The 11,159-nt window shown below is 66.9% G+C and carries 21 protein-coding genes; 1 reads left to right on the forward strand and 20 read right to left on the reverse strand.

The annotated features are described in order from the left end of the window. The 4 genes from ACFDS6_RS15530 to ACFDS6_RS15545 form a co-directional block, all read right to left on the reverse strand. On the reverse strand, positions 1–707 hold a 707-nt coding region (locus tag ACFDS6_RS15530; protein WP_375273016.1), incomplete at its 3' end, for a DNA-directed RNA polymerase subunit alpha. A 91-nt stretch (positions 708–798) separates the two neighbouring features. Next, positions 799–1,188, reverse strand: a complete 390-nt coding sequence (gene rpsK / locus ACFDS6_RS15535) for a 30S ribosomal protein S11 (protein WP_019516037.1) — start codon at positions 1,186–1,188, stop codon at positions 799–801. 121 nt (positions 1,189–1,309) lie between these two features. After that, entirely contained in the window at positions 1,310–1,678 is a 369-nt protein-coding gene (gene rpsM, locus ACFDS6_RS15540; protein WP_219768210.1) for a 30S ribosomal protein S13, read from the reverse strand. Positions 1,679–1,851: 173 nt separating this feature from the next. Further along, positions 1,852–2,085 (reverse strand): hypothetical protein, encoded by a 234-nt coding sequence (locus ACFDS6_RS15545; protein ID WP_375273017.1) that lies wholly within the window; start codon positions 2,083–2,085, stop codon positions 1,852–1,854. Between the two features lie 298 nt (positions 2,086–2,383). On the opposite strand from ACFDS6_RS15545, the gene ACFDS6_RS15550 reads away from it, so the two are divergent. Continuing rightward, positions 2,384–2,530, forward strand: a complete 147-nt coding sequence (locus tag ACFDS6_RS15550; protein WP_375273018.1) for a hypothetical protein — start codon at positions 2,384–2,386, stop codon at positions 2,528–2,530. Here ACFDS6_RS15550 and ACFDS6_RS15555 read toward each other — a convergent pair. The 16 genes from ACFDS6_RS15555 to rpsC all read right to left on the reverse strand — a co-directional run. Beyond that, positions 2,517–3,164 (reverse strand): adenylate kinase, encoded by a 648-nt coding sequence (locus ACFDS6_RS15555; protein WP_375273019.1) that lies wholly within the window; start codon positions 3,162–3,164, stop codon positions 2,517–2,519. The genes ACFDS6_RS15550 and ACFDS6_RS15555 overlap by 14 nt on opposite strands. 39 nt (positions 3,165–3,203) lie before the next feature. Then, positions 3,204–4,568, reverse strand: coding sequence for a preprotein translocase subunit SecY (secY, locus tag ACFDS6_RS15560; RefSeq protein WP_375273020.1), 1,365 nt, complete (start codon positions 4,566–4,568; stop codon positions 3,204–3,206). Between the two features lie 181 nt (positions 4,569–4,749). After that, entirely contained in the window at positions 4,750–5,268 is a 519-nt protein-coding gene (gene rplO / locus ACFDS6_RS15565) for a 50S ribosomal protein L15 (protein ID WP_375273021.1), read from the reverse strand. Positions 5,269–5,366: 98 nt separating this feature from the next. After that, a complete protein-coding gene (gene rpmD / locus ACFDS6_RS15570) occupies positions 5,367–5,546 on the reverse strand; it encodes a 50S ribosomal protein L30 (protein ID WP_219768205.1) in 180 nt (59 codons plus the stop codon). A 6-nt stretch (positions 5,547–5,552) separates the two neighbouring features. Further along, positions 5,553–6,383, reverse strand: a complete 831-nt coding sequence (rpsE, locus tag ACFDS6_RS15575; protein WP_375273022.1) for a 30S ribosomal protein S5 — start codon at positions 6,381–6,383, stop codon at positions 5,553–5,555. Between the two features lie 4 nt (positions 6,384–6,387). Then, positions 6,388–6,744, reverse strand: a complete 357-nt coding sequence (rplR, locus tag ACFDS6_RS15580) for a 50S ribosomal protein L18 (protein ID WP_375273023.1) — start codon at positions 6,742–6,744, stop codon at positions 6,388–6,390. Then, entirely contained in the window at positions 6,741–7,274 is a 534-nt protein-coding gene (gene rplF / locus ACFDS6_RS15585) for a 50S ribosomal protein L6 (protein WP_375273024.1), read from the reverse strand. The genes rplR and rplF overlap by 4 nt, the downstream gene beginning before the upstream one ends. Next, complete coding sequence (gene rpsH / locus ACFDS6_RS15590) at positions 7,274–7,669, reverse strand: 30S ribosomal protein S8 (RefSeq protein WP_174193541.1); 396 nt, start codon at positions 7,667–7,669, stop codon at positions 7,274–7,276. The genes rplF and rpsH overlap by 1 nt, the downstream gene beginning before the upstream one ends. 11 nt (positions 7,670–7,680) lie before the next feature. Continuing rightward, complete coding sequence (rpsN, locus tag ACFDS6_RS15595; protein ID WP_298812100.1) at positions 7,681–7,986, reverse strand: 30S ribosomal protein S14; 306 nt, start codon at positions 7,984–7,986, stop codon at positions 7,681–7,683. 18 nt (positions 7,987–8,004) lie between these two features. After that, positions 8,005–8,592, reverse strand: coding sequence for a 50S ribosomal protein L5 (rplE, locus tag ACFDS6_RS15600; RefSeq protein WP_174193539.1), 588 nt, complete (start codon positions 8,590–8,592; stop codon positions 8,005–8,007). Then, positions 8,585–8,908 carry a 50S ribosomal protein L24 gene (gene rplX / locus ACFDS6_RS15605; protein ID WP_258044512.1) on the reverse strand — a complete coding sequence of 108 codons (324 nt, stop codon included), beginning with the start codon at positions 8,906–8,908 and terminating at the stop codon, positions 8,585–8,587. The genes rplE and rplX overlap by 8 nt, the downstream gene beginning before the upstream one ends. Further along, on the reverse strand, positions 8,908–9,276 hold the full coding sequence (gene rplN, locus ACFDS6_RS15610; protein ID WP_019516022.1) for a 50S ribosomal protein L14: 369 nt from the start codon (positions 9,274–9,276) through the stop codon (positions 8,908–8,910). The genes rplX and rplN overlap by 1 nt, the downstream gene beginning before the upstream one ends. 247 nt (positions 9,277–9,523) lie before the next feature. Next, on the reverse strand, positions 9,524–9,796 hold the full coding sequence (rpsQ, locus tag ACFDS6_RS15615; RefSeq protein WP_375273025.1) for a 30S ribosomal protein S17: 273 nt from the start codon (positions 9,794–9,796) through the stop codon (positions 9,524–9,526). Positions 9,797–9,809: 13 nt separating this feature from the next. Then, a complete protein-coding gene (gene rpmC, locus ACFDS6_RS15620) occupies positions 9,810–10,016 on the reverse strand; it encodes a 50S ribosomal protein L29 (protein ID WP_375273026.1) in 207 nt (68 codons plus the stop codon). Between the two features lies 1 nt (position 10,017). Then, a complete protein-coding gene (gene rplP / locus ACFDS6_RS15625) occupies positions 10,018–10,452 on the reverse strand; it encodes a 50S ribosomal protein L16 (protein WP_019516019.1) in 435 nt (144 codons plus the stop codon). 15 nt (positions 10,453–10,467) lie between these two features. Further along, positions 10,468–11,159, reverse strand: a 692-nt coding sequence (gene rpsC / locus ACFDS6_RS15630; RefSeq protein WP_375273027.1) for a 30S ribosomal protein S3, incomplete at its 5' end; no start/stop codon positions are given.

Consider the following 11,159-nt stretch of genomic DNA (forward strand, 5'->3'; position numbering starts at 1 on the left):
TCGTCGAAGTGGACGAACAGCGCGAGCTGGTCCTGCAGGATGCGACCGGCGTAGCCGACCGCGTCCTCGGGCGTGACCGTGCCGTCGGTCTCGATCGTCAGCGTCAGCTTGTCGTAGTCGAGGTCCTGACCGACGCGGGTCGGGTCGACCTTGTACGACACCTGGCGCACCGGCGAGTAGAGTGCGTCGACCGGGATCAGGCCGATCGGCGCGTCGGCCGGACGGTTGGCGGTCGCCGCGACATAGCCCTTACCCGTGTCGGCGGTCAGCTCCATGTTGAGCGTCGCGCCCTCGTCGAGGTGGCAGATCACCAGCTCGGGGTTCATCACCTCGATGTCGCCCGACACCGCGATGTCGCCCGCCTTCACCTCGGCCGGACCGGTGGCGGACAGCTGGAGCCGCTTCGGGCCCTCGCCCTGCATGCGGATCGCGATCTGCTTCACGTTCAGCACGATGTCGGTCACGTCCTCGCGGACGCCCGCCAGGCTGCTGAACTCGTGCAGCACGTTCTCGATCTTGATCGAGGTCACCGCCGCGCCCTGCAGGCTCGACAGCAGCACGCGCCGCAGCGCGTTGCCGAGCGTCAGGCCGAAGCCACGCTCGAGTGGTTCGGCGATGAACGTCGCCTTGCGCTTCCCGTCGCCGCTCTTCTTCTCGAGGCCGCTGGGCTTCTTCAGTTCCTGCCAGTTCTTTGCATTGACAGACAAGATCTCGTCCCCTGGGGTTGGGCGGGGCGCGTGCGCACGCGATACCGCCTGGTAAGAAACGCGGCCACTCGTCAGCGGCCGCGCGAGAGCATCAGACGCGGCGGCGCTTGGACGGGCGGACGCCATTGTGCGGGATCGAGGTCACGTCGCGGATCGACGTGATCTGGAAACCGACCGCCTGCAACGCGCGCAATGCCGACTCGCGGCCCGAACCCGGACCCTTGACCTCGACCTCGAGCGTGCGGACGCCGTGCTCGGCGGCCTTCTTGCCCGCGTCCTCGGCCGCGACCTGCGCCGCGTACGGGGTCGACTTGCGCGAACCCTTGAAGCCCATCATGCCCGCCGAGGACCAGCTGATCGCATTGCCCTGCGCGTCGGTGATGGTGATCATGGTGTTGTTGAAGCTGGCGTTCACGTGCGCGACGCCCGCGGTGATGTTCTTGCGCTCGCGCCGACGAATGCGCTGCGGTGCCTGAGCCATGTGGTAGTTCCTGACCTATATTCCAAGTGACGCCGGCTTGGAGCCGATCGACCGGAGCGCGAAGAAAGGTCGCGCTGCTGGGGTCGCTGCCTCCGGCGGAGTAAATCGTCCCCCGGACGATTTACTTCTTCTTGCCGGCGATCGGCTTCGCCTTGCCCTTGCGGGTGCGCGCGTTGGTGTGCGTGCGCTGGCCGCGGACCGGCAGGCCCTTGCGGTGACGCAGGCCGCGGTAGCAGGCGAGGTCCATCAGACGCTTTATGTTCATCGCGGTCTCGCGACGAAGATCACCCTCGACAGTGTAGTCGGCGTCGATCGCCTCACGGATCTGCAGCACTTCCTGATCGGTCAGGTCCTGCACGCGGCGGTCTTCCGCGATGTTCAGCTTGGTGGTCAGCGCCTTGGCGTGCGCCGGGCCGATGCCGTGGATGTAGGTCAGCGCGATGATCACGCGCTTGTTGGTCGGGATGTTGACACCCGCGATACGTGCCATGGAATTCGTTCTCCTGTGCTCCACGGGGTGCGGCATGGCTGCCACGCGCCCCATCTCGTCGCATTACGCTTCCGACCCACCCATCTTTACGCACAAGCGCGGCGCACGCAACGAAGCGCCGCCGGAACCGGTGTGTCGGAAGTTGGGGCAATTAAGCGCGCGGCAACGCCGAGTCAAGCGCGCGGTTCCGCACGCCGCTTCAGTTTGGCCCAGCGCTGCAGCGCGACCACCGTCCAGATGATCTCCACCATCGCGAACGGCCACGCGCCCTGCAGGAAGCCGTACACCCCGCTCGCCACGCAGCCGAGCGCGAACAGCAGCGTCCAGAACGGCGCGCGGTCCTCCAGCATGTAGCAGACGAGCATGAACAGCACCGCCGCGAAGCCGAACAGGGTTAGCGCATCCATGCGCCCCCGCTGCCATGCGGGCACAGGCTTGTCGAGGATGGGTGAAGTAAAGCGCCGGCGAGCGCGCAAGGCGCCTGCCGGCGAACCCGACGCCACCGGGAGTGTGGGCGGCGGGTAGTCAGAGCCGCGTGAATGCCTGGCGGGGGTGATGCCCGGCACCGCGATCGGCGATCTGATGCCCCGTTCCTACCGCCCGGCAGCTGTCGCGGCGGTGACCTCCGCATGAACTCTTTGTCATGTCGCGGCCGGCACCGCCGATCGACGCGTGCGTTCGAGGCCTATGGATCAGCAACGCGCGATGGCGAAAGTGAACGTCGGCACACTGGAGGCGCGCGCCAGGATCTCTGTCTCGCCGCGCGGCCTACTCGCGCTCAGCACCTGCGTGTCGATGATTCTGCTGGGCAGCGCCGCGATCATGGTCGCGGCGCGCTTCAACCCGCGTTGAGGATCGCCTCGATCGACCCGGTCACCATTGCGATATCGGCCATGCCGTCGACGCGGCGAACCAGCCCGCGCGCCTCGTAGATCGGGATGATCGGCGCGGTCTTGGCGCGATACTCGGCCATGCGCGTGCGCACCGTCTGCTCGTTGTCGTCGGGGCGCCGCTTGAACTCGGTCGATCCGCACACGTCGCACACGCCCGACGTCTTGGGCTGCTTGAACGTATCGTGATAGCCTGCGCCGCAGTTGGCGCAGGTGTAGCGACCGACGATCCGTTCGACCAACGCGTCCTCGTTCACCTCGAGCTCAATCACGTGATCGAGCGTCTGCCCGCGCCCGGCGAGCAGCAGGTCGAGCGCGTCGGCCTGCGCCGCGGTGCGCGGGTAACCGTCGAAGATCGCGCCCGCGCCCGTCCCCGCGTCCATCCGCTCGCCGATCAGCGCGGAGACGATCGCGTCGGACACGAGCTCGCCCGCGTCCATCACCGCCTTCGCCTGCACGCCGACCGGCGTCCCCGCCTTGACCGCGGCGCGCAGCATGTCGCCGGTGGACAGCTGCACCATGCCGCGCTCGGCGACCAGCCGCTCCGACTGCGTGCCCTTGCCCGCACCCGGCGGACCCAGCAGGATGATGTTCACGCGCGCGTCTCCCCGTTCGTCCCTGTCGGCGCCCCGCCCTCAGCGGCGGCGCGCGCCCTTCAGCTTCGACTTCTTGATCAGGTCGCCGTACTGGTGCGCCAGCAGGTGCGACTGGATCTGCGTCACCGTGTCCATGGTCACGTTGACGACGATGAGCAAGCTGGTGCCGCCCAGATAGAAGGGGATCGACAGCGCCGAGACGAGATATTCCGGCACCACGCAGATGAAGGTCAGGTACGCCGCGCCGATCACGGTGATCCGCGTCAGCACGTAGTCGAAGTACGTCTCGGTGTTCTTGCCCGGGCGGATGCCGGGGATGAACCCACCGTAGCGCTTCAGATTCTCCGCGGTCTCCTCGGGATTGAACACCACCGCGGTGTAGAAGAACGAGAAGAAGATGATGCCCGCCGCGTACAGCGCCATGTACAGCGGCGCGCCGTGCTGCAGGTACTGGTTCAGGCTAATGATGACGTCGCCCCACCAGCTGTCGCCCTGGACGCGGTTGCCCGCGAACTGCGTGATCGTCAGCGGCATCAGCAGCAGCGACGAGGCGAAGATCGGCGGGATCACGCCCGCGGTGTTGATCTTCAGCGGCAGGTGGCTGCGGTCCGCCTGCATCCCGCGCTGCGTCTGGCGCTTGGGATACTGGATCAGGATGCGGCGCTGCGCGCGCTCCATGAAGCAGATCAGCAGCACCAGCCCGACGACCACCGCGATGATCGCGATCAGCACGAACGCGCTCATCGAACCCGAGCGGCCACCCTCCAGCAGGTTGACGATCGTCGTCGGCAGATGCGCGACGATGCCCGCCATGATGATCAGCGACACGCCGTTGCCGATCCCGCGGCTGGTGATCTGCTCGCCGATCCACATCAGGAACATCGTGCCCCCGATCAGCGACACGACCGCGTTGACGCGGAACAGCATGCCCGGCTCGACCACCGCCTGGATGCCCGAGTTCGCGCCCAATGTCTCCAGACCGACTGCGATGAAGTAGCCCTGCACCGCGGTCAGCGCGACCGTGCCATAGCGGGTATACTGGTTGAGCTTCTTGCGCCCGCTCTCGCCTTCCTTCTTGATCGCGGCGAGCTGCGGGCTGAGGCTGGTCGCCAGCTGCACCACGATAGACGCGGTGATGTACGGCATCACGCCCAGCGCGATCAGCGACATGCGGCTGAGCGAGCCGCCCGAGAAGGTGTTGAAGAAGTCGAGCACGCCGCCCTTGGTCTGGTCGGCGAGCAGGCCGAGCGCGGTCGCGTCGACGCCGGGCAGCGGCACGTAGCTGAGCAGGCGGAACACGATCAGCGCGCCGATCGTGAACCACAGCCGCTTCTTCAGGTCGGTCGCCTGCGCGAACTTCGCCAGACTGACGCTTGAGGCCATATTGTTGGCTACGGATGCCATCGTTGTCGCATGTCCTGGAACCGGGATGTCGCGGCACTAAACGGCGCGCGAATCCGAACAAAAAGCGGCGGGGAAGCCCATGCCGCCCCGCCGCTCATATAGGCACATGACGTGCCGTGTCCATTCTAGAGCCCGAGCGGCCGGTGTCGTCGGCCCCGGCCGCGTGGCCGGGGCGCAACAATCACGCGCGCGGGGCCGCGCGGCCGGTGCGGTGCTTGGCCTTGGCCTTCTCCGCCGCCGGAACGATCTCGGGCACGGTGACCGAGCCACCCGCCTTCTCGACCGCCTCGCGCGCGCCGGCCGACACGCCCGCGACGGTGAAGTTCAGCGCCGAGGTCAGCTCACCCTTGCCGAGCAGCCGCACGCCGTCCTTGCCGCCGCGCGCCAGCCCGGCGGCCTTCAGCGCCGCGTGGTCGATGTCGGTCGCGGTCAGCTTGCCCGACTCGACCGCCTTCTGGATCGCGCCCAGGTTCACCTCGGCATAGTCCTTGGCGAAGATGTTGTTGAAGCCGCGCTTCGGCAGACGCATGTGGAGCGGCATCTGGCCGCCCTCGAAGCCGGCGATCGAGACGCCCTCACGGCTCTTCTGGCCCTTCTGGCCGCGCCCGGCGGTCTTGCCCTTGCCCGAGCCGATGCCACGGCCCACGCGCATGCGGGACTTGCGGGCACCTTCATTGTCGCGGAGTTCGTTGAGCTTCATGATATGCACTCGCTTTCGCTTTTGTCGCGCTTAAGGAAAAGGAAGGGGGCCGCTTAGCCCCCTTCCCCGTATATGTCACCGGTAAAGGCTGGGAAGGCTCAGCCCTCCTGAACCTCAACCATGTGGTGCACCTTGCGGATCATCCCGCGGACCTCGGGGCTGTCCTGCAGCTCCGAGACCTTGTGCATCTTGTTGAGGCCGAGACCGATCAGCGTCGCACGCTGATCCTTGGTACGGCGGATCGGCGATCCGGTCTGCTTGACCTTGATGGTAGCCATTGGTCGTTACTCCACGATCGCCGCGGCTTCGGCCTCGGCGGTCTGCGCGTCAGCGCCGGCGCCGCGACCCAGCAGGTCCGCGATCTTCTTGCCCCGGCGCTGTGCGACGGCCTTGGGCGAGGTCTGCTCGCCCAGCGCCTCGAACGTCGCGCGGATCATGTTGTACGGGTTCGACGTGCCGACCGACTTGGTCACGACGTCGTGGACGCCCAGGCTCTCGAAGATGGCGCGCATCGGGCCACCCGCGATGATCCCGGTGCCCGACGGCGCCGAGCGCACGGTCACGCGGCCCGCGCCGAAGTGCCCGTTGCCGTCGTGGTGCAGCGTGCGGCCTTCCTTCAGCGGAACGCGCAGCATCTTCTTCTTCGCCGCGGCAGTCGCCTTCGAGATCGCCTCAGGCACCTCGCGCGCCTTGCCGTGGCCGAAGCCGACGCGGCCCTTGCCGTCGCCCACGACGACCAGCGCCGCGAAGCCGAAGCGCTTGCCGCCCTTCACCGTCTTGGACACGCGATTGATGTGGACGAGCTTTTCGATCAGCTCCTCGCCACCGTCGTCCTGACCGCCGCGACGATCGTCGCGACGCCCGCCGCGACCGCCGTCACGCCCGCCGCGGTTGCCGCCGGGGCCGCCGCGTCCGCGACCGCCGCCCGGGCCGCCGCGTCCGCCGCCCTGGCCACCGCGATAGCCGCCACCCTGACCGCCGCCGTAGCCGCCGCCCTGGTTGCCGCCGCCCTGGTTGCCACCGGCCGGGCCCGTGTTGGTGCCCGCGCTCTGGCCGGCGTCCTGCGGCGGGGTCGCCGCCATCGGCTCGCCCGCCGTCTGGTTCTCGTCTGCCATGTTCTTAGAACTCCAGTCCGGCTTCGCGCGCGGCTTCCGCCAGCGCCTTCACACGGCCGTGAAAGAGGAAGCCGCCGCGGTCGAACACGACCTGCGTCACGCCCGCCGCCTTGGCCTTCTCTGCCACGCGACGACCGACGTCGGTCGCGGCCGACACGTTGGCGCCCGACGTGCCGCGCACGTCCTGCTCCAGCGTCGAGGCCGAGGCGACCGTGCGACCGGCCGCGTCGTCGATGACCTGCGCGTAGATGTGCTTGCCCGAACGGTGAACCGACAGGCGCGGACGCGTGCCCGACCGCGCGCGCAGCGCGGTGCGGTTGCGGCGACGCCGCTTCTCGAAAAGCGAAAGGCCCTTGGTCACTTCTTCTTTCCTTCCTTACGGAAGATGAACTCGCCGTCGTACTTGATGCCCTTGCCCTTGTACGGCTCCGGCTTGCGCCAGCGGCGGATCTCGGCGGCCAGCTGGCCGACCTTCTGCTTGTCCGCACCGCTGATCTCGACGGTGGTGGCGTCCGGCGTCTTCACCTCGATGCCCTCGGGCACGTCGATGTTGACGTCGTGGCTGTAGCCGAGCTGCAGCTTCAGGTTGCGGCCCTGCGCCGCGGCGCGGTAGCCGACGCCCGTGATCACCAGCTTCTTGGAGAAGCCCGTCGTCACGCCCGTCACCAGGTTCTGCACCAACGTGCGCTGCATGCCCCAGAACGCGCGCGCGCGCTTGGTGTCGTTCGCCGGCTGCACCGAGATGCCGTCCGACTGGACGTCATAGGTGATCTCGTCGGCGAGCGGCATCGACAGGGTACCCTTGGGACCCTTCACGCTCAGCACGCGGCCGGCGATGTCGGCGGAAACGCCGGCCGGAACCGGCACTGCTTTCTTACCGATGCGGCTCATCAGAACACCTCCGCCAGCACTTCGCCGCCGACGTTCTGCTCGCGTGCCTCGGCATCCGAGAGCACGCCGCGCGGCGTCGAGACGATGGTGATGCCCAGGCCGTTCATCACGCGGGGAAGCTCCTGGCTCCCCGAATAGACGCGGCGGCCGGGCTTCGAGACGCGCGCCACGTGCTTGATCGCGGGCTGGCCTTCGAAATACTTGAGCTCGATACGGACACCCTTGGCGGGGCCCATCTCTTCGTCGCTGTAGCCACGGATGTAGCCTTCGCGCTGGAGCACATCGAGAACGCGGATCCGCAGCTTGCTGGCGGGCGACAGGACGCTGTCCTTGCGCGCGCGCTGGCCGTTGCGGATGCGGGTGAGCAGGTCACCCAGGGGATCGGTCACTGCCATCTGTCGTGTCCTTACCAGCTCGACTTCGTGAGGCCGGGGATCAGGCCCTTGTTGGCCAGATCGCGCAGCATGACGCGAGCGAGACGGAACTTGCGGTAATAAGCGCGCGGGCGCCCGGTGATCTCACAGCGGTTGCGGACACGGGTCGGATTCGCGTTGCGCGGCAGCTCGGACATCTTGAGCCGAGCGATGAGACGCTCGGTCTCATCCAGCGACTCGTCGTTCGCGATCGCCTTCAGCTTCGCGAACTTGGGGGCATATTGCTTGACGAGCTTCTTGCGACGCTCGTTCTTGTTCACGGAACTCAGTTTCGCCATGGACTTAAGCTCTCTTTGTTACGCAGCCTGACGCGGCGCTTCGGCCGAGTCATCTTCCTGCGGGAACGGGAAGCCGAACAGGCGAAGCAGCTCGCGCGCCTCGTCGTCGGTCTTCGCGCTGGTCGTCACGATCACGTCCATGCCGCGCACCTTGTCGATGCGGTCATAGTTGATCTCGGGGAACACGATCTGCTCCTTGATGCCGCAGGCGTAATTGCCGCGGCCGTCGAAGCTCTTCGGGTTGAGCCCGCGGAAATCGCGGACGCGGGGAAGCGCGATCGTGATGAAGCGGTCGAGGAATTCGTACATGCGCTCGCGACGCAGCGTCACCTTGACGCCGATCGGCATGCCCTCACGCAGCTTGAACTGCGCGATCGACTTCTTCGCCTTGGTGATGACAGGCTTCTGGCCGGCGATCAGCTCCATCTCGGACGCTGCCTGCTCGACCTTCTTCTTGTCCTGGGTCGCCTCACCGACGCCCATGTTCAGCACGATCTTCTCGATCCGCGGAACCTCGAGCACGTTCTTGTACCCGAACTTCTCGGTCATCGCTTTCGCGATCGAGTCGTCGTACATCGACTTCATGCGGGGCTTGTAATCAGCCATCGATCTTGCTCCCGGTCTTGACCGCGACGCGGACCTTCTTGCCGTCCTGCGTCTCGTAACGCACGCGCGTCGGCTTGCCGTCGGCGGTCACGTGCGCGACCTTGGAAACGTGCAGCGGCGCTTCGATGCGCTCCAGGCCGCCCTGCGGCTGCGCCTGACTCGGCTTGCGGTGGCGGGTCGCGACGTTGATGCCGCCGACCACGACCTTCTGGTCGCGCGGGCTGGCGAGCGTGACCGTGCCGGTCTTGCCCTTGTCCTTGCCCGACAGGACGATGACCTGATCGCCCTTCTTGATCTTCATCTTCACGTTGCTCATCACAGCACCTCCGGCGCCAGGCTGATCACCTTCATGTGACCGCGGCCACGCAGCTCGCGCACGACGGGTCCGAAGATACGGGTGCCGATCGGCTCCTCGTTCTTGTTGACCAGCACCGCGGCATTGCCGTCGAAGCGGATGACCGAGCCGTCGGCGCGGCGGATGTCCTTGGCGGTGCGCACGATGACGGCGCGGTGAACGTCGCCCTTCTTCACGCGGCCGCGCGGCTGTGCTTCCTTGACGGAGACGACGATGATGTCGCCCACGCCCGCCGTGCGACGCTTGGAGCCGCCCAGCACCTTGATGCACTGCACGCGCTTCGCGCCGCTGTTGTCAGCGACGTCGAGGTTCGACTGCATCTGGATCATTGACCCAATTCCTTGTCCAATGGGGTGGATACCGACCCAACCCCGCCTAAAATAACGACCCCCGGCGCGGGCGACCGTTGAAACGGGCCTGCACCAGGGGGAGCGGTCCGGTAACCGCCCCGGCGATGAAACGCAAGCCCGCGGTGGACCTGCGCCTCGATCGCTACGTCGCCCCCTCCCCGCTCATGTGGTCTCTGCGCTACGCAGACCCTGCACGAAACGATGGAGAGGCTCTCACGCCGTCCGCTTACGCGTCGACGTCGACCCGTTCCGGCGTCGCGTGGGTGTTGACCCGCTCGACCACCTTCCAGTTCTTGAGCTTCGACATCGGCGCAGTCTCCTCGATGCGCACCGTCTCGCCCTGCTTGTACTCGTTCGTCTCGTCGTGAGCGTGGTACTTCTTCGAACGACGGATGATCTTGCCGTAGAGCGGGTGCTTGACCTTGCGCTCCACGTTCACGACCACCGTCTTCTCGCCCTTGTCCGAGACGATCACCCCGGTCAGCACGCGCTTCGGCATGTCTCTCGTCCTCTTACTTGCCAGTGGCAGCGTTGCGCTGCGCCTGCTGGGTCTTGATGCGGGCGATGTCCTTGCGGACCTCACGCACGCGGCTCGGCTTCTCGAGCTGGTTGGTCGCCGCCTGGAAGCGCAGGTTGAACTGCTCGCGCTTCAGCTGGCCCAGGCTCTCGCCGAGCTGGTCGTCGGTCTGGCCGACGAAATCACTCTTGTTCTTCGCCATCTTACTCGCCTCCCAGGTGCGACGTGTCGCCCAGACGCGCCACCACCTTGGTCTTGATCGGCAGCTTCATCGCGGCGCGCTCGAACGCTTCCGCGGCGATCTTGCCCTCGACGCCGTCGAGCTCGAACAGGATCCGGCCCGGCTTGACGCGGGCGGCCCAGAACTCCGGCGAACCCTTGCCCGAGCCCATGCGGACTTCGGCCGGCTTCGACGAGACGGGAACGTCCGGGAAGATGCGGATCCAGAGACGGCCCTGGCGCTTGATGTGACGCGTGATCGCGCGGCGGGCCGCCTCGATCTGGCGCGCGGTGATGCGTTCCGGCTCCATCGCCTTCAGCCCGTACGAGCCGAAGTTGAGGGCCGTGCCGCCCTTGGCGTCGCCGTGGATGCGGCCCTTGAACGCCTTGCGGAACTTGGTGCGCTTTGGTTGCAGCATGTTCTGTCCAGTACCTTAGCGGCGATCGTCGCGCGCGGGGCGCACGCCGGAGGTCTGAGCCTCCATCATCAGCCGGTCCTGCGCCATCGGATCGTGGCCCAGGATCTCGCCCTTGAACACCCACACCTTGACGCCGCAGACACCGTAAGCGGTGTGCGCCTGCGCTTCGGCATAGTCGAGGTTGGCGCGCAGCGTGTGCAGCGGCACCCGGCCCTCACGATAGCTCTCCGAGCGCGCGATCTCGGCGCCGCCCAGGCGACCACCGCACGCGACGCGGATGCCGTCGGCACCCAGGCGCATCGCCGACTGCACCGCGCGCTTCATCGCGCGGCGGAAGGCGATACGACGCTCGAGTTGATCGGCGATGCCCTGCGCGACCAGCTTGGCGTCGACCTCGGGCTTGCGGATCTCGACGATGTTCAGCGACACGTCGGACGAGGTCATCGTGCCCAGCTTCTTGCGAAGCTTCTCGATGTCCGAACCCTTCTTGCCGATGATCACGCCGGGGCGCGCGGCGAAGACGGAGATGCGGCACAGCTTGGCCGGACGCTCGATCACCACCTTGGAGATCGCCGCCTGCGGCAGCGTGTCCATGATGTACTGGCGAATCTTCAGATCCTCCAGCAGCAGGCGACCGTAGTCCTGGCCTTCCGCGAACCAGCGGCTGTCCCAGGTGCGGTTGATCTGCAGGCGCAGACCGATCGGGT

This window comes from Sphingomonas sp., assembly GCF_042095875.1.
Lineage (GTDB): Bacteria > Pseudomonadota > Alphaproteobacteria > Sphingomonadales > Sphingomonadaceae > Sphingomonas.